The following is a 26034-nucleotide window of genomic DNA, read 5'->3' as shown; positions in this document are numbered from 1 at the left end:
CGTTCAGAACTCGAAGGTCGAGGACACAGAGACCATGCGCGCCTCGCTCGGGTAGAGCAGGTTGAAGCCCGGATAGGTCGTCCAGTAGGCCTTGTTGAACAGGTTGGTCACATTGGCCTGCAGCGTGATCGGCTTGCCGTCGGCGCGTTCGATCTTGTAGCGCGCCCCAATGTCGAAGGTGGTCCAGGCCTTGAGCTTCTGCAGGTTGGCCGCGTCGGCATAGTTCGAGCCGGTGTAGATCATCCGCCCGAACAGGGTCAGGTTGCGGACGAAGCCCGGATCCCATTCGACGCCGAGATTGGCCTGCACGCGCGGAGCGCCCTGCGCGGTGTTGCCGTCATAGAGCGCGTCCTGCGTGCGGGTCAGTTTGGCGTCGAGCAGCGTCACGCCGCCAAGCACGCGCACGCCCGGGGTGACTTCGCCGGCGAGATTGAGCTCGATGCCGCGATAACGGGTCTCGCCATTGTCGTTGAAAGTGTTGGTCACGGTGTCGGCGATGCCGGAGGCTTGCGTCGTGTGGAAGGCGCTCAGCGTGGCCAGCATCGTGCCCCAGTCGACCTTGACGCCGGCCTCGTACTGCTTGGTGACGAAGGGCGGCAGGATCTGGCCGGCATTGGCGAAATTGTTGGCGACGACGGTGCCGACCGTCAGCCCCTCGATATAGCTGGCATAGAGCGAGACGTTCTCCAGCGGCTTGACGACGAGGCCGACCATCGGCGTCAGGGCGTTGCTCTTGTTGCGCGAGGTCACCGCCTCGGTCACCGCGGCGAAGGTCTTGGCCTCCACATATTGCTGGCGCAGCCCGAGCGTGAGCTGCACGCGCTTGTCGAGGAAGGAGAGCGTGTCGGAAACGGAGACGCTACTGAAGGTGCTTTCGTTCTGCTTGTAGCGGATGCGCGAGCCCAGCGGCGGCATCACCGAGAAGGTCGGATTGTAGATGTTCGACTGCGTCACCACCGCTGGCGGCTGCGGTGCGCTGGCGCGGGCCGAGAACAGCGTGTTGGCGGAGACCACGACCTCATGCTCGACCGGACCGGTGACGAAACGGCCACGCAGGCCGGTCTCGCCGGAATGGCGGTTGATGTCGATCAGATAGGCCGCGCTGGTCGCGGTGAAGTTGCCGTTCGGCATCAGCCGCGTGCCGGCCTCGACCGCCTGGTCCCAATCCATCCGGCTGGCGCCGCCCTTGGCATAGACGGTGACATCGGGCGTGATGTCGTATTCGGCCGAGAGCATGCCGTAGGTGTCGGCGAACTTGCTGTAGTTCCAGGGCGAGACGTAGCTCTTGTCGGGCTTGATCGGCCGCGGCACGGGCTGCCCGGCGAGCGGCGTCACCGTGTTGTTCATCCGGTCGGTGTTCAGGATTTGGTGGCCGACATCGAGTGAGACTCGCAGCGCCTCGCCGCGGTAGTCGAGCCCCAGCGTGCCGTTGAGCAGCGTCTGCGATTGCTGGCTGATCGGCGTGCCGCCGTCGCGATAGAGCAGGTTCGCCCGGACGCCGAATTCCTTGTTGGCGCCGAAGCGACGGCCGATATCGAGATGGCCGCCGAACTGGGTATTGCTGATCCAGGTCGCGGTGAAGCGCGTCAATGGCTCGTCGCCGGCGCGCTTCGGGATCAGGTTGATGATGCCGCCGACGCCGCTCGGCGAGAGCCCGCCGAGGAAGGCGCCGGGCCCCTTGATGATCTCGACGCGCTCGATGCCGGCGAGCGTCGTCTGCGCGTTCGGCGCAATGCCGAACAGTCCGCCGAAGCCGACCGCGGCGTTGCCGATCTGGATGCCGCGGATGACGAAGTAATTGGCGTTGCCGACATTGGTCGGCTCGACATTGCGGATGGCGGAATCGTTCTTGACGACATCGGCCACCGACTGCGCGCGCTGATCCTCGATCAGCTTGGCGGTGTAGTTCGAGACGGTGAGCGGGGCGTCCATGACACTGCGGGCACCGAGCACGCCGAGCTGTCCGCCGGTCGCGATCTGGCCGCCGGGATAAACGGGTGCGAGACCCGGCACGCCCGCTCCGGTGACATTGATCGTGTCGAGCGGGATGGAGCCGGCCGGCACACCCGCCACGCCCGGCTGCGGCCTTGCCGGGTCGAAGATCTCGACCGTCGTCGCGTTGCTGAAGCGATAGGACAGGCCGGTACCCGATAGCAGCGCCGCGACCGCCTGGCCGGTGGTCAGCGAGCCGCGAACCGGATTGCCCCGGCGCGAGGCGGCAGCGGTCTCGGCGAAGACGACGTCGATGCCGGTAACCCGGACGATGTCGTTCATCGCGGCGCGCACCGGCTTGGCGGGAATGTCGAAGCTGTAGGCCGACTGTGCCTGTGCCGGCCTCACTATCCCCGTGGTGCCCACGCCGATCAGCATCGTCGTCGCCAGCAGGAGCCCCATTCTGCCCAGCCTTGCCCTGCTCATGCCCCGGCCTTCCCGAAATCCAGCGATGCGGGCAGCTCCGCGCACCCGTCGCGTGCTGCCTTCATCTCCTTGTCGTCCGGGAGCGGGCGCCACCCTCACCGTTTCAGGAAAAAACTTTGCGGGCCTGTGCTGCTTCGTTCACGGGCTGACCAGCGTCAGCCGGCCGAGTGTGGTGACCTGGAAACCGACCGAGGACTGCACCGCCGCGAGGGCGGCATTGCCGTCGCGCAATGCGATGTTGCCGCTGACACGCCGCTCGCCGAGCGCGCCGCTCGTCACCACGATGCGGCCGCCGCGATAGCGCCCGATCCGTTCCAGCACATCGGCGAGCCGGACATTGGTGAAGATGTAGCGGCCCTGCCGCCAGGCCGTGGTCTCCGCGAGATCGACGGCATGGGCGCTGCCGAGGCTAATAGCGTCATAGGCGACGCTTTCGCCCGGCTTCAGCACGAGACGGCCGCTGCCGTTGCGCAAGGCGACCTCGAGGCTGCCGCTGTCCAGCGTCACGCTGACCGCGCGATCCTCGGCCGCGACCTCGAAGCGGGTGCCGAGCACGCGCGCTTCGCCATTACGGGCCGCGACAGCGAAGGGCACTTGCCCCGGGATGACGCTGAAGAAGGCGGTGCCGCGGAGGAGCTCGACCCGGCGTTCCGTTACGGTGAAATCGACCGTGATCGCGCTGTCGGCGTCGAGCAGAACGGTCGAGCCGTCGGTGAGCGTCAGATTGCGCTGCTCGGCGCGTGTTGTCGCATAGTCCGCCTGCCAATCCTGTAAAAGATGTGGGCGCTCCAGCCAGAGCCAGCCCATCGCCACGCACAAAAGCAAACTGAGCACCGCTCCCGCGGCGACCTTGCCGCTTCGGCGTTGGCGCCGGAGTTCCTCGATCTTCTGCAGGGGGCCTGCAAGTGCTGTCGCATCGTGCGGCTCGACTGCGTCCGCGAGCGGACCGAGATCGGCCCAGAGCCGCTGCACATTGGCGTAGTGCTGCTCATGGGCTGCCGAGACGGCAAGCCAGCGCGCGAAATCCTCATGGTCGGCAGCCGACGGCCTGCCGTTCATCCGTGTGAACCAGGCGATGGCCTGCTTCTCGATCTGCCGCTCGTCCGACATGGCCCGGAAGCCGCCTTTGTGCTCGCTCAGCCGCTGGTTAGCGCAGGCCGTCGCGGCAGGCCAGCAGGGCCCGCGCGATCTCGCGCTCGACCGTGCTGTAGGACAAGCCGAGCGCCGCTGCGATCTCCTCATATGAACAGGCGTGCAGCCGGTTCAGCAGGAAGACCTGCCGCGTCCGCTCCGGCAGGGCCGCGATCGTGTCGTTCAGCCGCGTAAGCTCCTGCCGCGCCGCCACGACCTGGTCTGGCAGTACCGCGGGAGCGACGTACTGCTCCTCGGTGATGCGCTGCGGCAGGCTGGCCCGCCGGCGCTCCGCCCGCAAATGGCTGATTGCCGTGTAGTGGGTTGCGCGCGTCAGATAGGCAGAGGAGCAGCCGATCTGCTCGCGCGCCCGCGTCCACAGCGTGATGAAGACGTCCTGCACGACATCGGCGGCGTTGGCCGCTCCGACGCGGCGTGCCGCCAGCCGTTCGAGCCGACGTTGCTCCAGCGCATAGAGGCTCCCGATGTCATCGAGGCTCGTGGACATGGCCGAAAAAGGCTCCGCGGACGCCATCACCGGAAGCGTCCATAACAGCGGATACCTTGTGCAGCAACGACGATAATTTAGAGATAATCTAAAGAAATCAAATGCCTAAGTCGCTTGCCCCCGAGCGCGCGACATGGAAGAAGCAGCGCCACGACCAGCGCCAGCCAGACCTGCGAGAGCATGAGCAGCAGCCCCTTCCATGAAGCGACCTTGGTGCGGCGCGAGATGCTGACGCCCGGCATGGTCCGGCTGACCTTCTCCGGCGAAGGCCTCGCGAACTTCCATTCGACTGGCATTCCGGACGAATACATCCGCCTGTTCTTCCCCGATCCGGAGAGCGGCGAGCTCGTCCTGCCGGCGATCGACGCCGACGGCCGCTGGACCTTTCCGGAGGAACGGCACCGTGTCCGCTATTCCACCTACACGGTTCGCCGCTTCGACGCGGTCAGCCGCGAGCTTGATATCGATCTCGTGGTCCATGACGGCGGTCAGGCCAGCGACTGGGCGATGACAGCCTCTGTCGGCGAGCGCATCGTCATCAACAACCCGCGCGGGCTCTATGTGCCGCCGGCCGATCTGCGCTGGCAGCTCCTGATCGCCGACGCGACCGGCCTGCCGGCGGTCGCCCGCATCCTCGAGCAGACGCCGGCGGGGATCTTCAGCGACATCTTCGTCGAGCTCGTCGACGAAGCGCATGTCCAGGATTTGCCTGAGCACTCCAGTGCGCGCGTGACCTGGCTCACCGGCAGTGGCAATGGCATCGCCGACAGCCGGATCGGCAGCCTGCTCGCGAACGCCCCGCGGACGCAGGACGGCGGCTATCTCTGGGTCGCCGCCGAGAAATCGGCGGTCCGCGAGCTGCGCGAACAGGCGCGGGCGCTGCCCTGTTTCGTCGACGGGCGCCAGAAGCTCGTCGCCTATTGGAGCCGGTCGCAGGACATGGCTGGGTAGGCCAGGGAGCACCTGCGGCGCGAGCACTCGGTGGCCTCGCGCCGGTGGCGCGGCGCTTCAGCGCTGGCAACAGGCGGGCTTTCAAGCGGGCAGCAGCATGGCCCGCTCATGCGGTTTTCATCGGGTATGACCGGTCAACGCCGGATTTGATAAGATCCGAGGTGCTCTGCATGGCGGCGGACGAGTTCCAGCCCAAAGGCCGTCGGCCTCATGGCAGGCGCGCGATCGTGGATCTCGATACCGGCCCGCGCCCCGAAGATGCGCTTGCCGTAGCAGATCAGGCTTTCCAATGACTGCATGATGAAGACGATCGCCGGCAGCACCTCGCGGTAGAGCGCCTCCGCCCCGTCTTCGTCACCAGCGACAAAGCGCTCATAGATCGCCACGGTCAGGTCGATCAGCTCGGGCGCGAGGATCATGCCGACGCAGCCGGCACGCAGATTCTCGATCAGTTCGAGCCCGCCGCGCCCGTTCAGCACCGGCAGACGGCCCTCGGTCGTCTCGATCAATTGCCGGATCTCGGTCGCCGCTCCCTCGCCCTTCACCAGCCTGATGTTGGGATGCTGCGCGACGAGGCTGCGGATATCCTCCGCCGACAGGCCGCGGCCCATATAGGCCGGCGCGTTCTGGATCGCGACCGGTAGGCTCGTCGCATCCGCGACCCGACCGAAGAAACGGATGTATTCGATCGCCGCGAAGCTGCCGACCATGGGCGGCTGCAGGATGACCCAGTCGGCCTTCGCTGCCTCCGCTGCCCTGACCAGCTCGATCTGTTCGCCGACCGAGGTCCCGTAGATCGTGAAGCCGAGCGGCTTCAAGCCCCCGACATCCTCCGAGGTCCACTCCATCACCGTCCGCCGCTCCGGCACGGTCAGCTTCGAGACTTCCGTCGCGAGGCCGAGCGCCGCGATGCCGTGGGCACCGTGCTCCAGGCAGATCTCGACCTGCCGCTGCATCGCCTGCCGGTCGAGCCGCTCCTGCGCATCGAACAGCGCATAGAGGATCGCATGAATGCCGGTGAACGCGGTCTGAGTGGTCATGGTCATACCTCGCTTCAATGATCAGATGTTAAACATCAGATGAATGCTTGCGCGCAAGCCCCGGACGTGACAGCTTCCCGCCGCGGGAGAGAAAACGGCATGGCGCGGGGCAGCAAACCGGGAAAGATCGGCACGATGGTCGCGGCGCTCGGCGCTGCGATCGTGCGTGGCGAGATCGCCTCGGGCACCGTCCTGCCGCCCGAGCCGGAACTGGCCGAGCGCTATGGCGCCGGGCGTAGCGTCGTTCGCGAAGCCGTGAAGATCCTCGTCGCCAAGGGCCTGCTCACAGTGCGCCCGCGCCATGGCACGCAAGTTCGTCCCCAGCACGACTGGACGCTGCTCGACCGCGAGGTGCTCGGCTGGATGCGCAGCGAGGACGGGCTCGACCGCGACCTGCTGCTCGCTCTGGAGGAGACGCGCGAGATCATCGAGCCGGAAGCGGCCGCCTTGGCAGCGACCCGCGCCACGCCCGAGGATCTCGCCCGCATCCGCGCCGCGCTCGCCGCCATGGAGGCCGAGCAGGACGATCCGCAGGCCGCCATCGCCGCCGACAAAAGCTTCCATCTCGCGATCCTCGACGCCACCAACAACCCGATCCTGCGCAGCTTCCGCGGCGCGATCGACACGATCCTCAGCGCGATGTTCGACTTCACGGTCGATGTCTTCGCCGGGAACCTCGCGAACCACGCCGCGGTCGTCGACGCGATTGCCGCCGGCGAGCCCGAGCAGGCCCGCCAGGCGATGCGCCAGGTGCTCGGCTACACGCGCGGCCACATGCTTTCCAGTTCCGCACTTGCGGATGGAGCCAGCCCAAAAAAGAAAACCGTTCCGGGAGAAACGCCATGAAACTCGCAAAACTGCTGCTCGCCGCCGCTATCGCAGCGGTGTCGCCGCCCGCCTTCGCCGCCTGGCCCGAGCGCCCGATCACCCTGGTCGTGCCCTGGGCCGCCGGCGGCGGCACCGATGCGGTCGCCCGCATCCTCGCAGCCGGGTTGGAGAAGGAGCTCGGCAAGCCGGTCAACGTCGTCAACCGCACCGGCGGCGGCGGCGTGGTCGGCCATACCGAGATCGTCAACGCCAAGCCGGACGGCTATACGATCGGTCTCGCCACGGCGGAGGTCACGACCTTCTACTGGTCCAACACGGCGCCGTTCACCTATGAGAAGCTCACCCCGATCGCGCTGGTGAACTTCGACTCCGCCGCCTTCAACGTCGCCGCGAACTCACCCTGGGCCGATCTGCGCGCCGCGCTCGACGACATCAAGAAGCAGCCGGTCGGCAAGTACAAGCTCTCCGGCATGGGCGCAGGCGCGGCCTATCACCTCGCCTTCGCCGGCTTGATGCAGCTCGAAGGCATCGATCCCAAGGCGGTCGTCGTGGTGCCGAGCCAGGGCGCCGCTCCCGGCTTCCAGGAACTGGCCTCGGGCGGCGTGCAGATCGTCCCGTCCTCCCTGCCCGAGGGCAAGCCGATGTTCGATGCCGGCCGCGTCAAGTCGCTGGCGGTGATGTCGAAGGAGAAGATCGGCGCCTTCCCGGCCGTGCCGACGGTCAAGGACGCGATCGGCAAGGAGTATGAAGGCGGCACCTGGCGCGGCCTTGCGGCCCCGGCCGGCCTGCCGGCCGACGTTGCCGCCCGCCTCGTCGAAGCGGCGGAGAAGGTCGCGAACTCCGAAGCCTACAAGTCCTTCCTGGCCGAGCGCGGCTTCGGTTACGCCTTCGCCAAGGGGCCGGCTTTCGGCAGCTTCCTCGCCACCCAGCACAAGAACAACGGCGAGATCATGGGCGCGCTCGGCCTGCGCCTGCGCCAGTAGCCCACCGCTCTTTGCAATGAACAAGGCGCGGCGAATTTCGCCGCGCCCGTTTCCATCGCGCACGCCGAGCACGCCATGAAGTTCAACGATCTCTTCGGAGGCCTCGTCTTCCTTGTCCTATCGGGCCTGGTCGCGTTCGCCTCCTGGAACCTGCCGAACCCGTCGCAGCAGCCGCTCGGCCCTTCGGCCTTCCCGCTGATCCTGTCAGGCCTGCTGGCGCTCTGCGCCGCGATCCTCGCGGTCAACGGCGCCCGCGCGACGCAAGGCGGGCCGCTGATCGGCCTCGCCGACTGGGCACGCAATGGCGGCGCTTTACCGCGCCTGCTGCTCGTGCCGGCGGCGGTGATCTTCTACATGCTCTTCGCCGAGACGCTCGGCTTCCTGATCTGCGCTCCGCTGATCCTCACCGTCCTCTTCCTGGCCGGCGGCACCAGGCCGCTGCACGCGATCGCGCTCTCGCTCGCGGCCGCGCTCGTCATCCACTCGATCTTCTATCTCGCCCTCGGCGTGCAATTGCCCTGGGGACCGCTCGAACCTCTGCGCTGGTAAGCCGCCATGCTCGACGCCTATGTCACCGCGCTGGGGATGGTGCTCGATCCCTATGTGCTCTTCGTCATCACCGCCTCGGCGATCTACGGCCTCGTCGTCGGCTGCATTCCCGGCTTGTCGGCGACGATGGCGACGGCGCTGTTGGTGCCGCTGACCTTCTTCATGCCGCCGGTGCCGGCGATCGCCGCGATCGTGACGACCTCGACCATGGCGATCTTCTCCGGCGATATTCCGGGCTGCCTGCTGCGCATCCCGGGCACGCCGGCTTCGGCGGCCTATGTCGACGATTCCTACCAGATGACTCTGAAGGGCAAGCCGGAGCTCGCTCTCGGCATCGGCCTGTGGTTTTCGGTGTTGGGTGGCCTGTTCGGCACGGCGGTGATGATGGTGGCCTCGCCGGCCATTGCCGATTTCGCGCTCGGCTTCGGCTCGGTCGAATTCTTCTGGATCGTCATGCTCGGCCTCGGCGGCGCCGTCTTCATCGGTTCCTCGACGCCGCTCAAGGCCTGCATCTCACTGCTGATCGGCCTCTTGATCGCGATGGTCGGCATGAACAACCCCGCCGGCCAACCGCGCTTCACCTTCGACTCCACCGAGATGCTCGGCGGCGTCTCGCTGATCCCGATGATGGTCGGCATGTTCGCCTGCTCGGAGGTGATGCGGCACATGGTCTCCGACGGCAGCGCCCCGCATGCCGTGGTCCAGAAGATCGGCCCGATCTTCGCCAATATGTGGCGGCTGACCAAGCAATATCCCTGGCAGCTGATCCGCGGCAGCGCGCTCGGCACGATCATCGGCATCCAGCCGGGCAGCGGCGCCGACATGGCGGCGTGGATGTCCTATGCCATGAGCAAGCGCTTCTCGAAGGAGCCGGAGAAGTTCGGCACCGGCCATCCCGAGGGGCTGATCGAGGCCGGCGCCTCCAACAACTCCTCGCTCGCCGGCGCCTGGATCCCGGCCCTGGTCTTCGGCATCCCCGGCGACTCGATCACCGCGATCGCGATCGGCGTGCTGATGATGAAGAACATGGCGCCGGGGCCGACGATCTTCGTCAACAACCCCGAGAACGTCTATGCGCTCTTCCTGATCTTCGTCATCGCCAACCTGCTGATGCTGCCGCTCGGCTGGGCGATCATCAAGATCGCGACGCGTGTGCTCTCCGTGCCGCGGCGCGTGCTGATGCCGATCATCCTGCTCTTCGCCATCGTCGGCTCCTACGCGATCAACAACTCGCTGTTCGATGTCGGCGTCATGCTCGCCTTCGGCGTGCTGGCCTTCGTGCTTGAGGAGAACGACTTCCCGGTTGCGCCAGTGATCCTCGGCGTCGTGCTCGGGCCATTGCTGGAGGAGTATTTCATCAACTCGATGATCAAGTCCGACGGCCGGCTGGTCGGCCTAGTCGACCGGCCGATCGCCGCGGTCCTGGCGGCGATCACGGTCACTATCGTGGGCTGGACGATCATCGCATCCATGAAAGGCACCAAGACGCCCGAGAGTGTGCCACGCGGCTGAGCTGCGCCATGGACCGGCTTCAGCGCATCGTCCGAAACCGGAGATTCAGCGCCGGCTGCCGCTGCTCACTGAATGCGGCGAACATTCCACATGCTCGGGATCGTCGATTCGAGAAAACCGGTCAGATCGGCGCGATAGGCCGTCGGGATGAAGAACTGACCGAGCGGAATGATCGGCGCCTGCTTGAACGCGTCGACCTGGATCATCTCCGCGATCGCCTTCTGCTCGGCCGGATCCGTCGCCGTCAGCCATTTCGAGGCCAGTTCCTCTGCCGCCGCGTTCTCGTACCAGCCGAACCAGCCCTTGGCGCCCTGGCCGCGCAGCGTTTGATTGATCGCGGGATTGTCGACGGCGAGCGACGGCCACCAGGTGTGGAAGACGCTCCAGCCGCCCTTCTCGACCGGCTCGCGCGAGGCGCGCCTCTGAACGACCGATCCCCAATCGGTTTCCACCAGCTCGACATTGATCCCGAGCTTGCGGAAGAGGTCGTCGGTGATCTGCCCGAGCGGTCCGATGCTGGCGATGTCGGTCGGGCTGATGATGACCACACGCTCGCCCTTGTAGCCGGCTTCGCGCAGCATGGTCCTGGCGCGCCCGAGGTCGCGCGGTCCCTTGAGCGGCTCCGCGCCGGCTTCGCCGGCATAGCTCGTGCCGCATGGCCACATCGAGAAGCAGCTGCGGAAGTTGTCGTCGATGCCGCCTGTGACCGAGCGCATGTAGTCGGCCTGCTCCACGGCATACATGATCGCCCGACGTATGGCCGGATTGTCGAAGGGCGGATGCAGCGTGTTGAAGCGCATCATGCCGATGAAGCCGGCCCGGTCGTGAATGGCGACCTTGACGTTCCTGCTGGCCTGCAGGGCCGGTATCAGATCCGGCAGGGCCTGATCCCACCAGTCGATTTCGCCCGTCTGCAAGGCTGCCGCGGCCGTTGCAGCATCCGGCATGACGATCCACTCGATCCGCTCGAAATGCGCGACCTTGCCGCCGGCCGTGCGCTCGGCCGCCTCGGGCCGCGGGACATAGGCTCCGAACCTGGCATAAGCCGCCTTGCTTCCGGAGACGTACTCGTCCTGCAGGAAGCGGTACGGTCCCGAGCCGACGATCTCCGTGATCTGCTTGAAGGGGTCGGTCTTCGCCACGCGCTCCGGCATGATGAAGGGCGTGACGCCCAGAGGCTTGGCGATCGCTTCGAGAAAGAGCGGGAAGGGCGCCCGGAACGAGACGCGCAGATGCCGGTCGTCCGGCGCCTCCCATGTGTCCGCCATGGCGTCGAGCAACTGGCCGAAGGCGTCGCGCTTGGCCCAGCGTTGCAGGCTCGCGATGCAGTCGCGTGCGAGCACCGGCTGGCCGTCATGCCATGTCAGCCCTTCGCGCAGCTCGACCGTCCAGGCGCGGCCATCGGCCGAAACGGAATGTCCCTTGGCCATCTGCGGCTGCGGGCGCAGCGTGTTGTCGAGGCCGTAGAGGGTGTCGAAGACGGCATAGCCGTGGTTCGTCGTGACCTGCGCCGTCGTCCAGATCGGATCGAGCGAGGTCAGGTTCGCCTGCGGCACGAATTTGAGAACCTTCGGGTCGCGGCGCTGCGCTCGCACGCTGCCGGCGATCCCGGCTGACAGGAAGCCCGCCGAAGCGGCCAGAAAGTCTCGCCGTCTCATCTCCACCCCCTTTTTTGCTCTCGATTGTCGATCAGGTTGACATGCGTCGAATTAATTGTCCATCGTACAATTAATCGAGATCAGGGAGGGCGTATGAGCGGCGGATTCGGTATCACCCACGAGGATCTTGCCGTGGGACACGCAGCCACCCGCCTCGCCGGCGCGGTCCGGGCGCACCTGAGCGGGCACCAGGTCGATCTCTTCGACCGAGGACAACTCGCATGACACAGCGTCTCGATCGTGCCGCCTTGCGCGGCAAGGCTCAGAGCGTGCTCGGACTCGTCGATCCGGCGAGTCTCGGTGCCACCTTGATGCACGAGCACCTGATCTGGGACATCCGCACGACCGCGATGGCCGCCGACCCCGATCAGGGGCCCGAAATCTCGCTCTGCAACTGCTTCCGCATGAACTACGGGCGCTGGAAAGTACCCGGCAATCTCGTCCTGCGTTGCCGCGATACTGCCGCCAGGGAAGTGCAGGCAATGGCCGATGCCGGTGGGCAGACCATCGTCGAGCTCAGCAATGGCGGGCTGAAGCCTGATCCCGATGGGCTGGCCGAGATTGCGCGCCGGACCGGCGCCACCATCGTCATGGGCTGCGGCCACTATGTCCACGACTACCAGGACCGGGCCAATGACGACCGCGATATCGACAGCTTCGCGGCGGAGATGATCGACCAGGTCTTCGAAGGCGCCTGGGGCACCTCGGTGCGCGCCGGGATCATCGGCGAAATCGGCTGCCAGGTGCCGTGGACCGATCTGGAGAAGCGTGTGCTGCGCGGCGCCCTGATCGCCCAGAAGGAGACCGGTGCTGCCGTCAACATCCATCCCGGACGTGCGGTCGAGCAACCGCAGGAGATCGCCGCTTTCGTCCTGGCGCATGGCGGCGATATCGGGCGCGTGATCTTCAGCCATATCGACCGGACGATCTTCGACGAAGTCACGCTGCTACGCCTGGCCGATACCGGCTGCGTGATCGAGTTCGATCTCTTCGGCCAGGAACAGGCCTTCTACACCTGGGCCGATATCGACATGCCGAACGATGCCGGCCGCCTGCGTTTCATCCGCAGCCTGATCGACCACGGCCATCTCGAACGCGTCGTGATCAGCCACGACATCTGTTACAAGACGCGGCTGACCAGCTTCGGCGGGCACGGCTATACCCACATCTTCGAGAATATCGTTCCGCTGATGCGCTCGCGCGGCTTCTCGGAGGCCGAGATCGAGGCGATCCTCGTCGGCAATCCGCGCCGGCTGCTGACTTTCGTCTGACCGGAGGTTCAGGCCGGCTTGCGTGCGAGCGTGCGCAGGCCGGTGATGATGGTCTCGACATAGAAGTCGAAGCTGTGCGTCATCGGCTTCTCGGCGCCGCCTTGCCAGCGGACGATGAAGGCGCGGTTGGCGAGCGCGTCGAGATTGCGCGCGAGCCGCGGGAACCGCTCCGCGTCGACGGCGCGGATCTCGGCCTCGAAGGCGCTCGCCCATTCGCTGGCGTCCTCCGTCGGGCCGGGTGCAAGCTCCAGCGTGACATAGCCGAGCAGGCCCGCGACCACCGTATTGTAGGCATCGACCAGCCGTTCGCCGGCAAAGCCAGCGGACTCAAGGGCCGCGAGGACGCGCTCCACGAGTTCCATGTCGACGCCCGTGTTCGAGACGATCTGGGCACCGAGCAAGGGCGCGATATTGGGGTGCTTGCGCAGCGATTCGCGGTAGCGGGTGAAAAGCGCGCGGACCCAGTTCTCCCAATCGCTGACCGCATCCTCAGCAGGCGGGACGACATCGGTGAAAGCAGTCGCCGCGACCGCGCCGAGCACGGCATTGCGGCCGCCGGGCATGTGCCAATACAGCGCCGTTGGAAACACGCCGAGCGCCCGTGCGAGCTCGCGCAGGCTGAAGGCCTCCAGCCCGCGCTCGTCGATCAGCCGCAGTGCCTCCGCCACGATCTGCGTGCGATCGAGCGCGACGACTTCGTCGCGTCTGGGGCGCCCGCGTCGCTTGCGTTGCTCGGCTTCCTGCATGACCTCCCCGGCGCTCGCGGCGGTCGAGCCGGTTCTGCTCGACAAGTCGCAATTAGCAGCCGCACCGAGGTCGCGATACCTTGCAAGGCAAATCCTCGCCAATCCCTCTCGACAAATAAATTGTACATCGTACAATTATTTTCGATGACGCTGCGCCGCCGTGAGGGCCGCGCGGCGAGGCAAACCGGTGGACGGCGGATCATGGACACGGCACGGCGAAACAGGACGATCGACGACGAGCTGGTGGAAGCCCGGGCGCGCTATGCGCAACGGCGGCCTAAATCGCTGGCCGTCCACCAGCGCGCCTGCGAGGTGATGCCAGGTGGAAACACTCGGACCGTTCTCTACCATGGCCCGTTTCCGCTGCGGCTGGCTCACGGCCGGGGAGCGGTGGCGACCGACGCCGACGGCCATCGCTATGTGAATCTGCTCGGCGAATACACTGCTGGCCTGTTCGGCCATTCCCATCCGGTCATCCGAGCCGCGATCGACGCGGCGCTCGATGGCGGCGTCAATCTCGGCGGTCACAACATGTTCGAGGCGGAGCTCGCCAGACATGTGGTCGCCCGCTTCAGCGCGATCGAGCGGGTACGCTTCACCAATTCCGGCACCGAAGCGAACCTGATGGCGATCGCCACGGCGCGCGCCTTCACCAAGCGGCCGAAAGTCCTGGTGTTCCGGGGCGGCTATCACGGCGGCCTGCTCTATTTCGGCGGCGGTGGCATCCCGATCAACGCGCCCTATGACTTCATCGTCGCGCCCTACAACGACGCCGAGGCGACGGCGCGGCTGATCCGCGAGAACGGAGCCGATCTCGCCTGCGTGCTGACCGAGGCGATGATGGGATCGGGAGGCTGCATCCCCGGCCAGCCCGATTTCCTTGGCATGCTGTGCGAGGAGACGCGCGCCGTGGGGGCGCTCTTCATTCTCGATGAGGTGATGACCTCGCGCTTCGGCCGCGGTGGTGCTCAAGGCCTGCTCGGCCTTGATCCCGATCTGGTGACGCTTGGCAAGTGGATCGGCGGCGGCATGTCCTTCGGGGCCTTTGGCGGCCGGGCCGACATCATGGCGATGTACGATCCCGAGAGGCCGGGCTCCCTGCCGCATGCGGGGACCTTCAACAACAATGTGCTCTCCATGTCGGCCGGCATCGCTGCGCTGACGCAGGTCTTCACGCCGGAGATCGCCGAGGCGCTGCACGCGCGCGGGGAGCGCTTGCGGGAACGCATGAACGAGGTCTTCCGTGGCGCCGATGTCGCGCTCCAGGCCACGGGGCAGGGCACGCTGATGAATATCCATGGTTTCCGCGGGCCGGTGAACACGCCGGACGACCTCGCCGGCAGCGACGATCGCCTCAAGGAGCTCGTCTTCCTGGATCTGCTCGAGCGCGGTTTCTATCTGGCGCGGCGCGGCTTCATCGCGCTGTCGCTGGCGATCGACGATGCGGCGATGGAGCAACTCCTGGCCGCATTGCAGGACATCGTCACGGAGCGCAGGCATGTGCTCGCTTGAGCCGGCGTGGCCTTGTTCCGTGGCCTTGTTCACGGCAGGGCGGTTTCCCTCCGGGGGAGCTGCGTCGAAATCGGGTTGCCGGCGATCTTGCCGATAGCTCGCCTCAATCGGCCTCGTACAGGGCCTTGAACCAGATCGCCGACAGCTCCTGGATCAGCGCTTCGCGATCGGCGGCGGCTGCGATGATGTCCGGGTTCCGGATGACGAAAATCTCGCGCAGGATGTCGTCGACCATGCATTCCATGGCGAAGATGCGCAGCTTGAGTCGGGCCGGATCGAGCGGTGAGGGGCGGTGCTGGGCGGCATGCGCCAGGACCCGCTCGGCCCAGCGGCGGTTGACGCGCTGCTTTTCCGCGATCAGCTCCGGCAAGGTCTCGCGAAGCTCGCGGACACGCTCCATGAAGACCGCGTTCTTCTCGAAATAGTCGATGTAGTAGCGGTTTGTGGCGATGATCGCCTCGAGCGGGGACCACCCGGCGGGTGAAGGGCTGGCGCCCGATCAGTGGATGCCGTTGCTGCCATTGCAGATATCTGATGCTGGCCTGCGCGTTTCAACGGAACGTTTTGGCCAAGGCGTCGGCGTGCTTGGTCAGCAGGCCGAGATCCGAGCCGACCGCGACGAAGCGGTAGCCCCATTCGATGTAGCGGCGGGCATCGGCCTCGGACGGCGTCAGGATGCCGGCCGGCTTGCCGACGGCCGTCAGGCGATCGACCGCGCTCTTGATCGCGTCCTGCACCTCGGGATGGCCGGGATTGCCGATATGGCCGAGCGAGGCGGAAAGGTCGGCCGGGCCGATGAAGACGCCATCGACGCCGTCGACCGAGGCGATCGCCTCGATCTGTGCCAGGGCCTCACCGGTCTCGACCTGCACGAGAACGCAGATCTCGGCATCGGCGCGCTTGAGATAGTCGGGCACGCGGCCATAGTGGCTGCCGCGCCCGCTTCCGGTGATGCCGCGGATGCCGGCCGGTGGATAGCGGCAGGCGGCGACGGCCTTGGCCGCCTCCTGCGCATTCTGGACGAAGGGCACGAGCACAGCCTGCGCGCCGATGTCGAGCAGGCGCTTCAGCAGCACCGGATCATTCCAGGCCGGGCGCACGATCGGGGTTGCGGTGCCGGCCTGCATGGCCTGGAGCTGGGCGAGCACGGCCGGAGGCTCGTTCGGCGAATGCTCGGTATCGACCAGGATCCAGTCGAAGCCGCTATGGCCGATGATCTCGGCGACGATCGGACTGCACAGGCTGCTCCACAGCCCGATCTGCAGCTCGCCGCGGGCGAGCGCGGCCTTGAAGGCGTTGCGGGGCAGATCCATCGGAAGCTCCTTCAGACGAACTGCACGGAGACGCTGCCGAGCGGCCCGAAATCGGCGTGCAGCGTATCGCCCTTAGCCGCCCAGACCGGGCGTGTGAAGGAGCCAGACAGCATCAGGTCGCCCGGCTGCAGGGTGATGTCGAAGGGGGCGAGCTTGTTGGCGAGCCAGGCGATCGCCATGGCAGGATGGCCGAGCACGCCGGCGGCGAGGCCGGTCTCCTCGATCTCGGAGTTGCGGTAGAAGATCGCGCCGACCCAGCGCAGATCGACATCTTCAGGCCGGACCGGCCGGCCGCCCAGCACGATGCCGGCGGCAGCGCCATTGTCGGCGACCGTGTCGAAGATCTTGCGCGGCTCGGTCACGCGCGCATCGATGATCTCGATCGAGGGCACGACATATTCGGTCGCCCGGAGCACGTCGATCAACCCGATGCCCGGACCCTTCAGCGGCTCCTTCAGGATGAAGGTCAGCTCCGGCTCGACGCGCGGCACGCAGAAATTCTCGAACTTCACCTTGGCGCCGTCGTTCAGGAGGAGGTCGTCGAAGAGATAGCCATAGTCGGGCTCGTCGATCTTCGAGGAGGCCTGCATCGCCTTCGAGGTCAGGCCGATCTTGTGGCCGATGATGCGGGCGCCGGCCTTGACCCGCTCCTGCGCCACCGCCGAGGAGATCGCATAGGAATCGGCGATCTCGATCTCCGGAAACATCTGCGAGGGCCGCTCGCCCTGCTTCTTGGTGCGATGGCTTTCGAGCAGGGAGCGCACCACTTGTGCGCGCTGGGCTTCGGTTAGCATGGACGTTTCCTATGATTTACGGCGCTGAGCGCGCTTGTGGAGACGGTGGTCGCAAGCGGCGACCACCGGGGCGATGGAGAAGACGAAGAGGTCTCAGAGCTTGACGCAGACGTTGCGCAGCTCGGTGTAGAACTCCATCGAGTGCACCCCGCCCTCGCGGCCGATGCCGGACTGCTTCGAGCCGCCGAAGGGCGTGCGCAGATCGCGCAGGAACCAGGAGTTCACCCAGGTGATGCCGACCTCGACCTGCGCAGCGACGCGGTGTGCTCGCGTCAGGTTCTCCGTCCAGATCGAGGTGGCGAGGCCGTAGGGGCTGTCGTTCGCCAGGGCGATGACGGCGTCCTCCTCGTCGAAGGGGACGATGTTGCAGCAGGGCCCGAAGATCTCCTCGCGCATCACCGCGGAATCCTTGCCGAGGCCGGTCCAGATCGTCGGCTCGACGAAGGAGCCGGCAGAGTAGGGGGCTGGAAGCTCGGGCACGCCGCCGCCGGTGACGATCTCAGCCCCCTCGGCCCTCGCCTTGGCGTAATAGGACAGCACCTTGTCGCGATGGACCTGGCTGATCAGCGGGCCGAGCGTGGTCGAGGCCTCGAACGGGTTTCCGGGCTTCAGCTTCTCAGCCGCCTGCTTCAGGCGCTGCGTGAACTCAGCGAAGATCGGCCGCTCGACATAGACGCGCTCGGTGCCGAGGCAGACCTGGCCGCAATTGGCGAAGACGGCGCGGGTCACGCCCTCGATCGCCTTGTCCATGTCGCAATCGGCGAAGACCAGCGAGGCGTTCTTGCCGCCGAGCTCGAGCGAGACTGGCCGGACGCCCCTGGACGCCGCGCGCATGATCGCCTCGCCCGTGCGGGTCTCGCCGGTGAAGGTGATGCCGTCGACATCAGGGTGGCTGGTCAGATATTCGCCAGCGCTGTCCTCGCCGAAGCCATGCACGACATTGTACACGCCGGGCGGTACGCCGGCCTCGTTCATGATCTCGCCGAGCATGGTCGCCGTGGTCGGCGTCTCCTCGGAGGGCTTGACCACGACGGTGTTGCCGCAGGCCAGCGCCGGCGCGACCTTCCAGGTCATCAGCAGCAGCGGCAGGTTCCACGGGCAGACCACGGCGATGACGCCGCGCGGCCCGCGGATCGCATAGTTCAGTGCGCCGGCGCCATCCGGGGTCGCCATGCGGAAGGTCTCGGTCGAGAGCGTCAGCACCTGGTCGGCGAAGACGTTGAAGTTCGCGGCGCCGCGCGGAATGTCGATATGCGAGGCGAGGCTCTTGGGCTTGCCGGTATCGAGCACTTCGGCTGCGAGGAAATCGTCGAAGCGGGCCATGATGCCGTCGGCGACCTTGCGCAGGATGGCCGAGCGCTGCTGCTCGCTCATCTTGCCCCACGGACCCTTGAGGGCACGCTTGGCTGCCTTGACCGCATCGTCGACCGCGGCCGAGTCGGCCTCCGGCACGAGGTTGATCAGCTCGCCGGTCGCCGGGTGGCAGTTCTCGAAGCTGCTGCGGCCGGCCGGCACGAAGCGCCCGTCGATGAAATGCGACAGGCGGGCGGTCTCGGCACTGACAGCAGCACCCTGATAGCGCGGAACGGCGCTGTTCATCGTCTCACTCCCGGTTTGTTGTCATTGTCACGGGCGCATCATCGCGCCGCCGTTCACATCGAGGATGGCGCCGGAGACGAAGCTCGCGGCGGGTGAGCAGAGGAAGGCGATCGGCCAGGCGATCTCCTCCGGCCGGGCCGCTCGGCCGAGCGGATGCTTCGCCAGTGCCGCCGAAAGGTCGTGGACGCCGACCATGGCGGTGTCGGTGATGCCCGGCGCGACGCCGTTGACCAGCACGCCCTGCCCGCCGAAACGGGCCGCGAGCCAGCGCACCAGCGTGTGCAGACCGCCCTTGGAGGCTGCGTAATGCGGGCCGACGCCGGGGAAGGAGCCGCCGGTCGCGGCGACGATCGAGCCGACGAGCACGACGCGGCCACCGCCGCGCGCCGCCATGGCGGGCACGAGTTCGCGCGCGAGGCGCATCGGCGCCATCAGGTTGAGCAACAGCGTGGTCTCGGCGACCTCTTCCCAGCCACCATCATCCCAGTCGAGCGGGCGGTAGATGCCGGCGCCGAGGACGGCCGCATCGATCGGCCCTGCCAGTTCGGACAGGCGCCGTGGCGCCTCGTCGTCGAGCAGGTCGATGATGATCTCGCGGGCATTGCCGGCTTTCTCGCCGAGCCCGGCAATCGTCGTGGCGCAGGAGATGCGGTCGGTGAGCACGAGCTTGGCGCCAAGGCTCGCCAATACTTGCGCGGTGACCGCGCCGATACCACCGGCCGCGCCGGTGACCAGAATGCTCTGGTTGCTCAGATCGAAACCGCTCACGCCTTGCCTCCGAGAACATCGTCGTCCCGGCTCAGCGCGGCCATCGCCTTGCGCACTTCCTCGGCCGTGCGGGCGAGATGCAGTTCGGTCATCCGGCAGGCGCGCAGCGCATTGCGCTGCATGGTGGCATCGTAGATGGCGCGATGCTCGTCATGGACGTTGCGCCAGCCGCGCGAGACGTTGAGCGAGACGCGGCGATAGCGCTCGGATTGCTGGTAAAGCAGGTCGCGCAGCTTGATCAGCATCGGCGAGCCGGCAGCCGAGACGAGCGCGGCGTGAAAGGCGCGGTTGCGGGCTTCCCAGATCTCGAGCTGCTCCGGCGGCAGCGCCTCGCTGGTATGCGGCAGATGCTCCTCCACCGACGACAACGCCTCGAACGCCGCGGTGACGTCGCGCTCCCATTGCACATCGCCATTGCGGATCGCGGCGTTGAGCGCCTCGGTCTCGATCAAAGCGCGGACGCGCGAGACATCGTCGAGTTCGTCGAGCGAGAGCGGCGCCACCCAGAAGCCGCGCTGCCCCTCGGAGACGACGAGCAGGTCGCCCATCAACCGGGCGAGCGCCTCGCGCAACGGCGACATGCCGACGGAATAGTCCTGCGCCAGCCCTTCGAGCTTCAGCTTGCTGCCGGCTGCGAGCCGGCCATTGACGATGTCGCCGCGCAATTGGCGGTAGGTCCGGTCGGCCAGAGTCTTGTCGGAAGAGGTCATTCCGAGGCGCGCAGCTCCTGTGGTCGATGGCCTTCTCTATCATCAAATTTCGAAATTACAATCCTGATTGAAATGCCTCACCGATGCCAAGCTCATTACAAACTTCGTAATTATGGGAATTTTATGAGACGCCGTTGGTCTCGAGCGCGAACTGCGTTCGAAAAAATATCGAAATAAGATTGACAGGCTTATATCGATCTTGTTGGATGCCGGGCAATCGGGTGGCGCCAAGACCGCCCCATTGGAGGATGTCCCATGACCGAGCGCTTTCCACTGTCCCGCCGCAGCTTCCTCGCCACCGCCGGTGCCACCGCGCTCACCGGCGCGATCGGTGCGCCGGCCCTGGCGCAGAGCGCCAACAAGCCGCTGAAGATCGGCATGGTGACCTCGCTGTCGGGGCCGTTCACGGCGCTCGGCGAGAGCATGCGCGCCGGCATGCAGATGTTCCTGGCGGAAAACGGCGGCAAGCTCGCCGGCCGCCCCGTCGAGCTGATCGTCGAGGACGATCAGGCCAAGCCCGACGAGGGCGTGCGCAAGTTCCGCAAGCTCCTCGGGCAGGACAATGTCGACATCGTCTCCGGCGTGATCTCCTCCGCCGTGGCGCTCGCCGTCCGCGATGTGGTGACCGAAGCCAAGGCGCTGACCTTCATCTCGGCCGGCTCGGCCAATGACCTCGCCCGCAAGGCGGCGAGCCCCTTCGTCTTCCGGCCGACCAAGACCAACTGGATGCTCGGCCACACCGCCGGCCTCTGGGCCTATGAGAAGCTCGGCAAGACCGGCTGCATGACGATCGGCGCCGACTATGCCGCCGGACGCGAATACATCGGCGATTTCGTCGCCACCTACCAGCAGCAGGGCGGCAAGGTCGGCAAGCAGCTCTGGGCGCCGCTCGGCACCACCGATTTCGGGCCGCTGTTGACCACGATCGCGGCCGAGAAGCCGGAGTTCATCTACTCATTCTTCGCTGGCTCGGACGCGGTGCGCTTCCTGCGCCAGATGCGCGAGTACCGGCTCTCCGGCAAGGTCAAGCTCATCGGCGGCGGCGCGCTGTTCGACCAGGAGGACGTGGTCTCGGCGGTGAAGGAGGCCGCGCTCGGCGGGCTCAACACCTGCAACCAGTCGCCGACGGCGCCGAGCTCGGCCGCCTTCACCAAAGCCTATCAGGCGGCCCGCAACGTCATGCCGGGTGAAATGGGCACGGCCGGCTACGTCACCGGCCAGGTGATCAAGGCCGCGGTCGAGCGCGTCCAGGGCGATCTCTCCAACAAGGAGAAGGTCAAGGAGGCGCTGCTCGCCAAGGAAGTCGAGACGGTGTTCGGGCCGATGCCGTTCGACCCGCGCAACAACCAGGCGATCCTCGACATCTACGTCAACGAGGTGAAGGACGGCGCCGGCGGCGTCCCGGTCAACCAGGTGATCCACACCTACAAGGGCGTGCGCGATCCGGGCCCGATGGCCTGACGCGGCGAAGGAGCGGTTCCGTGGGCTTCTACGCCGTCCAGAGCCTGAACGCGCTGTCGTTCTCGATGCTCTTGCTGCTGACCGGGCTCGGCCTGTCGGTGGTTCTCAACCTGATGAACTTCGTCAACCTGACCCACGGCTCTTTCTTCCTGCTCGGCGCCTATGTCGGCGTCTATTGGCTCGCTTCGGGCGTGCCCTGGTGGCTCGCCTTCCCGGTCGCCTTCGTCGCCGCAGGCCTCGCCGGCTTCCTGCTGGAGCGCTTCCCGTTCCGGCAATTCTATGCCCGCACCCATCTGATGCAGGTGCTGCTGACCTATGGCCTCTCGGTGATCTTCGCCGACCTGATGCGCTGGGGTTTTGGCGCGCAGATCCTGTCGCCGGAGATTCCGGAGGCGTTGCGCGGCGTCGTCTTCATCATGGACATGCCGTTCCCGATCTACCGGCTCTTCATCATCGGCTTCGGCGCGGCGCTCGCCTTCGCGCTCTGGTTCGTGATCGACCGCACCATCTGGGGCGCGGTGGTCAGGGCCTGCGTCACCGATCGCGGCTTCGTCGAGACGCTGGGCCTCGATACGCGCCGGATCTTCACGGCGGTGCTGGTGATCTCGGCGGGCCTGGGCGGCATTTCCGGCGCGCTCGGCGCCGGCATCCTCTCCGCCTATCCCGGCCTCGACGAGGAGGTGCTGATCCTGGCGCTGATCGTCGTCGTCGCCGGCGGGCTCGGCACCTTCCGCGGAACGGTGCTGAGCGCGCTGCTGCTCGGCTTCGCCATGACCTTCTCCAAGGTCTGGGTGCCGGAATTCTCCAATGTCGTCGCCCTCGCCGTCATGGCCGCGCTGCTGGTCGCGCTGCCTGAGGGGCTGGTCGCCAAGAAGGTGAGGCAGGTATGAGCTCGATCGCCGACGGGACCGGCCGCGTGGAAACGCGCCCCGCCAGTGAGCGGCGCAGCCTGCCCGTGGTCGCGAGACTTGCGCTGCTCGCGCTCGCCGCCGCCCTGCCTCTGCTGTTCGCCGGCGACTACCAGCTGCGCTTCCTCGCCGAGATCCTGATCATCGGTACTGCCGTGCTCAGCCTCGATTTGCTGGTCGGCTTCGGCGGGCTGGTCTCGCTCGGCCATGCCGTCTTCTTCGGCGGCGCGGCCTATGCCGCGGCGATCGCCGCGCAGACGCTCGGCGCCGACATCGTCGTGATGCTCGCGGTCGGGATCGCGACTGGCATGGCGGCGGCGCTGCTGATGGGCGTCGTGGTGATGCGCACCATCGCCCTGTTCTTCCTGATCCTCAGCCTGATCGTCGGCCAGATCGTCTGGGAGGTGGTGTTTCACTGGCGCGAGGTCACCGGCGGTGCCGACGGCCTGCGCGGCTTCCCGGTGCTGACCCTGCACACCGGCTTCGCCACGATCCCGCTCAACAACGGTGTCGCGCTCTATCTCGCCGCTCTGGTGCTTGCGATCGTCGCCTATTTCGCTGCCCGCTCCTTCGTCACAGCGCCGATCGGCCGCGCTTTGCTGGGCACGCGCGAGCGGCAGCTCCGGATGAGCGCGCTGGGCTATTCGATCCCGCGCATCCGCCTGATGGCGCTGCTCGCCTCCGGCGCCATCGCCGGCGCGGCCGGGGCGCTCTACCCCTTCGTCAACCAGTATGTTGGCCCCAACGCCGTGCATTGGACGATGTCGGCGATGATGATCATCATGCTGGTGATCGGCGGCGTCGGCTCGCTCTATGGCGCCTTCATCGGCTCGGCGATCTATCTGGGCATCCAGACCTATGTCTCGTCCTACACCGATCGCTGGCAACTGGTCGTCGGCCTCGTCTTCGTGCTCACCGTGATGGTCATGCCGAAGGGCGTCGTCGCCGGGCTGAAAGCAGCCTTCGGACGGCGCAAGGATGCGGAGGGCCGGTCATGAGCGCGAACACCGTCCCTGCCCTCGCGATCGAGGGCGTCGCCAAGTCGTTCGGCGGGCTGAAGGTGCTGAGCGACGTCTCGGTCACGCTCGGGCAGGGCGAATGCCTCGGCCTGATCGGCCCCAACGGCGCCGGCAAGACCACGCTGTTCAACATCGTCACCGGCTTCCTTATCCCCGACCAGGGCCGCGTTGCCTTCGCCGGCGAGGACATCACCAGGGCAAAGCCGGACGTGCGGGTTCGCGCCGGGTTGGTGCGCACCTTCCAGAAGAGCATGGCCTTCCCGGAGCTGAGCGTCCGCGAGAACCTTGCCTTGGCGGCTCGGTCCCGGAGCGGCGAAGGCTATGGCTGGTTCGGCAGCCGCAAGGCCGTCGCCGCGGCGGACGAGGCTGCCGATGCGTTGCTGACGCGCGCTCAACTGCGCGAGCGAGCCGAACTGCCGGTCGCCGGCCTGTCCTATGGCGAGCAGCGCATCGTCGACGTGCTGGTCTCGCTGGCGATGCGCCCGCGCGTGCTCCTGCTCGACGAGCCGACCGCCGGCCTGTCGCGCGCCGAGGGCGAGCATCTGATCGAGGTGGTCCGGACGCTCGGCGAGGGCCTCTCGACCATCCTGATCGCGCATGATCTCGACATCGTCTTCGGCGTCTGCGACCGCGTCGCCGTGCTCGATCTCGGCCGGTTGATCGCCTGCGACACGCCGGATGCGATCAAGGCGCATGAAGGTGCGCAGGCCGCCTATCTCGGCGCCTCGCTCGGGGAGGCCGCATGATGTCGGTTCAGGCACAGCAACAGGCGGCCCCCGCCAGCTATCTTTCGGTCGCCGGGCTCGATGCCGGCTATGACGGCGTGCGCGTCCTGCACGGTGTCGACTTCTCGCTGGCGCAGGGCGAGGCGGTGGCCCTGCTCGGCCGCAACGGCGCCGGCAAGAGCACGCTCTGCTCGGCCCTGTTCGGGCTGGAGCCGCAGGTCACCGGCCGCATCGCCATCAAGGGCCAGGAGGTCGCCGGCTGGCCGGGGCACCGCATCGCTCGGCTCGGCGTCGCGCTGGTGCCGCAGGGCCGCGGCGTCTACGCCAACCTCACGGTCGACGAGAACCTGACCATGGCGGCGCTGTGGTCGCGCAAGCAGCCAAACCGGCGCTGGGTCAAGGAGCGCATCTACGAGGATTTCCCGCGTCTCGCCGAACGCCGCTCCTTCTCCAGCGGCGCGCTCAGCGGCGGCGAGCGGCAATTGCTGGCGATCGCGCGGGCATTGCTGACCCAGGCCGACCTGATCGTGCTCGACGAGCCGAGCGAGGGCCTCTCGCCTCGCGCCATCGAAGAGGTCATCATCGGCACGGTCGGGCGCTTGCGTGGCGAGGGTTATACCTTGCTGATCGCCGAGCAGAACCTCGCCATGGCGCTGAAGCTGGCCGAACGGGCGCTGGTCCTCGACCATGGCCGCGTCGTCTTCGACGGGCCGTCCGACGTTTTGATGGCCGACAAGGACCTCCAGAAAGAGCATCTCGGGCTATGAGCGACGCGATCACCATCGAGCAATTGCGCTATGTCCGGCTCGGCACCGCCGATCTGAAGGGCGCGGCCGATTTCGCCTCACGCATCCTCGGCCTGCAACTGGTCGACCGCACCGAGACATCAGCCTATTTCCGCTCCGATTATCGCGACCACACCCTGGTCTATGTCGACGGGCTCGATGCCGGCCAGGCGATCGGCTTCGAGCTGCGCGATCCCGATGCCCTGGCCCATGCCGAGACGGTGCTGCAGGGCGCGGGCTTCACCACGACGCGAGGCGACGCCGAGGCCTGCGCCATCAGAAAGGTCCGGCAATTCGTCTCGTTCCGCATGGCCGCCGGCTACGATATCGAGCTCGTGGTCAGGCCGCTGGAATCGGGCTGGCGCTATCATGGCCCGCGCGATGCCGGCATCACCGGGCTGGAGGCGATCGCCTTGCGCGGCGCGCCCGACGCTTCCGACCAGCAGGTCTGGACCAAGCTGCTCGGCGGCAAGGTCAGCGACTGGGTCGGCGAGGCTGCCTATATCCGCTTCGACGAGGCTCATCACCGCATCGCCGTGCATCCCTCGCAGGAGAAGGGCATCCTCGCCATCGAGTTCGGCGTCGAGGACGTCGATCTCGTCATGCAGAACGCCTACCATCTGCGCGGCGCCCAGGCCCGGATCGTCGACGGCCCCGGCCGGCGCACCGCCTCGCAGCAGCTCTTCCTGAGCGTCGCCGGCCCCGACGGCGTCAACTTCTCCTATGTCGCCGAGGGCGAGCAGCTCGCCGCGCCCCGCCGGGCCAGACAGTTCCCGCGCAAGCGCGAATCCTTCTGCGCCTGGGGCAGCGACACTCAAGTCCCCGAATATCGTTGAAGCGTCTTC

The 26034-nt window shown here is 66.8% G+C and carries 25 protein-coding genes; 13 read left to right on the top strand and 12 right to left on the bottom strand.

Translation table 11 applies throughout. From position 1 onward, the window contains the following. Positions 1-3: 3 nt before the first annotated feature. The 3 genes from AC07O0_RS19805 to AC07O0_RS19795 all read right to left on the bottom strand — a co-directional run bounded on the left by AC07O0_RS19805 (position 4) and on the right by AC07O0_RS19795 (position 4057). Positions 4-2394: a TonB-dependent siderophore receptor gene (locus tag AC07O0_RS19805; RefSeq protein WP_494625391.1), complete on the bottom strand. Its 2391-nt coding sequence runs from the start codon at positions 2392-2394 to the stop codon at positions 4-6. A gap of 162 nt (positions 2395-2556) precedes the next feature. Next, positions 2557-3528 (bottom strand): FecR family protein, encoded by a 972-nt coding sequence (locus AC07O0_RS19800; protein ID WP_494625390.1) that lies wholly within the window; start codon positions 3526-3528, stop codon positions 2557-2559. A 37-nt stretch (positions 3529-3565) separates the two neighbouring features. After that, entirely contained in the window at positions 3566-4057 is a 492-nt protein-coding gene (locus AC07O0_RS19795; RefSeq protein WP_454026900.1) for an RNA polymerase sigma factor, read from the bottom strand. Between the two features lie 180 nt (positions 4058-4237). Between AC07O0_RS19795 and AC07O0_RS19790 the strand changes: the two genes are divergently transcribed. Then, entirely contained in the window at positions 4238-5008 is a 771-nt protein-coding gene (locus AC07O0_RS19790) for a siderophore-interacting protein (protein WP_494625389.1), read from the top strand. Between the two features lie 134 nt (positions 5009-5142). Here the strand turns inward: AC07O0_RS19790 and AC07O0_RS19785 are convergent, their stop codons facing one another. Beyond that, positions 5143-6048 carry a dihydrodipicolinate synthase family protein gene (locus tag AC07O0_RS19785; RefSeq protein ID WP_494625388.1) on the bottom strand — a complete coding sequence of 302 codons (906 nt, stop codon included), beginning with the start codon at positions 6046-6048 and terminating at the stop codon, positions 5143-5145. 99 nt (positions 6049-6147) lie between these two features. On the opposite strand from AC07O0_RS19785, the gene AC07O0_RS19780 reads away from it, so the two are divergent. The 4 genes from AC07O0_RS19780 to AC07O0_RS19765 all read left to right on the top strand — a co-directional run bounded on the left by AC07O0_RS19780 (position 6148) and on the right by AC07O0_RS19765 (position 9920). Beyond that, a complete protein-coding gene (locus AC07O0_RS19780; RefSeq protein WP_494625387.1) occupies positions 6148-6894 on the top strand; it encodes a FadR/GntR family transcriptional regulator in 747 nt (248 codons plus the stop codon). Continuing rightward, the gene (locus tag AC07O0_RS19775; protein WP_494625386.1) at positions 6891-7859 is read left to right on the top strand and encodes a tripartite tricarboxylate transporter substrate binding protein; all 969 of its coding nucleotides are present in this window, start codon (positions 6891-6893) and stop codon (positions 7857-7859) included. The genes AC07O0_RS19780 and AC07O0_RS19775 overlap by 4 nt, the downstream gene beginning before the upstream one ends. 75 nt (positions 7860-7934) lie before the next feature. After that, the gene (locus tag AC07O0_RS19770; protein WP_494625385.1) at positions 7935-8408 is read left to right on the top strand and encodes a tripartite tricarboxylate transporter TctB family protein; all 474 of its coding nucleotides are present in this window, start codon (positions 7935-7937) and stop codon (positions 8406-8408) included. A 6-nt stretch (positions 8409-8414) separates the two neighbouring features. Next, a complete protein-coding gene (locus tag AC07O0_RS19765; protein WP_494625384.1) occupies positions 8415-9920 on the top strand; it encodes a tripartite tricarboxylate transporter permease in 1506 nt (501 codons plus the stop codon). Positions 9921-9985: 65 nt separating this feature from the next. Here the strand turns inward: AC07O0_RS19765 and AC07O0_RS19760 are convergent, their stop codons facing one another. Further along, on the bottom strand, positions 9986-11578 hold the full coding sequence (locus tag AC07O0_RS19760; RefSeq protein WP_494625383.1) for an ABC transporter substrate-binding protein: 1593 nt from the start codon (positions 11576-11578) through the stop codon (positions 9986-9988). 221 nt (positions 11579-11799) lie between these two features. Between AC07O0_RS19760 and AC07O0_RS19755 the strand changes: the two genes are divergently transcribed. Beyond that, entirely contained in the window at positions 11800-12849 is a 1050-nt protein-coding gene (locus tag AC07O0_RS19755; RefSeq protein WP_494625382.1) for a phosphotriesterase family protein, read from the top strand. Positions 12850-12857: 8 nt separating this feature from the next. Here the strand turns inward: AC07O0_RS19755 and AC07O0_RS19750 are convergent, their stop codons facing one another. Beyond that, entirely contained in the window at positions 12858-13640 is a 783-nt protein-coding gene (locus AC07O0_RS19750; RefSeq protein ID WP_494625381.1) for a TetR/AcrR family transcriptional regulator C-terminal domain-containing protein, read from the bottom strand. Between the two features lie 156 nt (positions 13641-13796). Here AC07O0_RS19750 and AC07O0_RS19745 point away from each other — a divergent pair, with 156 nt between their 5' ends. Further along, entirely contained in the window at positions 13797-15107 is a 1311-nt protein-coding gene (locus tag AC07O0_RS19745; RefSeq protein WP_494625380.1) for an aspartate aminotransferase family protein, read from the top strand. 103 nt (positions 15108-15210) lie between these two features. Here the strand turns inward: AC07O0_RS19745 and AC07O0_RS19740 are convergent, their stop codons facing one another. The 6 genes from AC07O0_RS19740 to AC07O0_RS19715 form a co-directional block, all read right to left on the bottom strand. Further along, positions 15211-15507 carry a hypothetical protein gene (locus AC07O0_RS19740; protein WP_494625379.1) on the bottom strand — a complete coding sequence of 99 codons (297 nt, stop codon included), beginning with the start codon at positions 15505-15507 and terminating at the stop codon, positions 15211-15213. Positions 15508-15658: 151 nt separating this feature from the next. Further along, complete coding sequence (locus AC07O0_RS19735) at positions 15659-16420, bottom strand: HpcH/HpaI aldolase family protein (RefSeq protein ID WP_494625378.1); 762 nt, start codon at positions 16418-16420, stop codon at positions 15659-15661. An 11-nt stretch (positions 16421-16431) separates the two neighbouring features. Beyond that, the gene (locus AC07O0_RS19730) at positions 16432-17214 is read right to left on the bottom strand and encodes a fumarylacetoacetate hydrolase family protein (protein ID WP_485847893.1); all 783 of its coding nucleotides are present in this window, start codon (positions 17212-17214) and stop codon (positions 16432-16434) included. Between the two features lie 93 nt (positions 17215-17307). After that, positions 17308-18813 (bottom strand): 2-hydroxymuconic semialdehyde dehydrogenase, encoded by a 1506-nt coding sequence (locus AC07O0_RS19725; protein WP_494625377.1) that lies wholly within the window; start codon positions 18811-18813, stop codon positions 17308-17310. Positions 18814-18840: 27 nt separating this feature from the next. Beyond that, positions 18841-19581 (bottom strand): SDR family NAD(P)-dependent oxidoreductase, encoded by a 741-nt coding sequence (locus AC07O0_RS19720; RefSeq protein WP_494625376.1) that lies wholly within the window; start codon positions 19579-19581, stop codon positions 18841-18843. Then, positions 19578-20291 carry a GntR family transcriptional regulator gene (locus AC07O0_RS19715; protein WP_494625375.1) on the bottom strand — a complete coding sequence of 238 codons (714 nt, stop codon included), beginning with the start codon at positions 20289-20291 and terminating at the stop codon, positions 19578-19580. The genes AC07O0_RS19720 and AC07O0_RS19715 overlap by 4 nt, the downstream gene beginning before the upstream one ends. A gap of 255 nt (positions 20292-20546) precedes the next feature. Between AC07O0_RS19715 and AC07O0_RS19710 the strand changes: the two genes are divergently transcribed. The 6 genes from AC07O0_RS19710 to AC07O0_RS19685 are packed head-to-tail and all read left to right on the top strand — an operon-like array spanning position 20547 to position 26025. Beyond that, entirely contained in the window at positions 20547-21752 is a 1206-nt protein-coding gene (locus AC07O0_RS19710; protein WP_494625374.1) for an ABC transporter substrate-binding protein, read from the top strand. A gap of 20 nt (positions 21753-21772) precedes the next feature. Further along, positions 21773-22642: a branched-chain amino acid ABC transporter permease gene (locus AC07O0_RS19705; protein WP_494625373.1), complete on the top strand. Its 870-nt coding sequence runs from the start codon at positions 21773-21775 to the stop codon at positions 22640-22642. Beyond that, positions 22639-23658 carry a branched-chain amino acid ABC transporter permease gene (locus AC07O0_RS19700; RefSeq protein ID WP_494625372.1) on the top strand — a complete coding sequence of 340 codons (1020 nt, stop codon included), beginning with the start codon at positions 22639-22641 and terminating at the stop codon, positions 23656-23658. Before AC07O0_RS19705 ends, AC07O0_RS19700 begins: the two co-directional genes overlap by 4 nt. Then, the gene (locus AC07O0_RS19695) at positions 23655-24425 is read left to right on the top strand and encodes an ABC transporter ATP-binding protein (protein WP_494625371.1); all 771 of its coding nucleotides are present in this window, start codon (positions 23655-23657) and stop codon (positions 24423-24425) included. Before AC07O0_RS19700 ends, AC07O0_RS19695 begins: the two co-directional genes overlap by 4 nt. Beyond that, positions 24425-25171: an ABC transporter ATP-binding protein gene (locus tag AC07O0_RS19690; protein ID WP_494625370.1), complete on the top strand. Its 747-nt coding sequence runs from the start codon at positions 24425-24427 to the stop codon at positions 25169-25171. Before AC07O0_RS19695 ends, AC07O0_RS19690 begins: the two co-directional genes overlap by 1 nt. Next, entirely contained in the window at positions 25168-26025 is an 858-nt protein-coding gene (locus AC07O0_RS19685) for a VOC family protein (protein ID WP_494625369.1), read from the top strand. The genes AC07O0_RS19690 and AC07O0_RS19685 overlap by 4 nt, the downstream gene beginning before the upstream one ends. Positions 26026-26034 lie beyond the last annotated feature (9 nt).

This window comes from Allobosea sp. GW821-FHT10B12 (assembly GCF_059415545.1).
The sequence above is the reverse complement of the archived record's forward strand: the minus strand, read 5'-3'. Positions and strand labels throughout refer to the sequence as shown.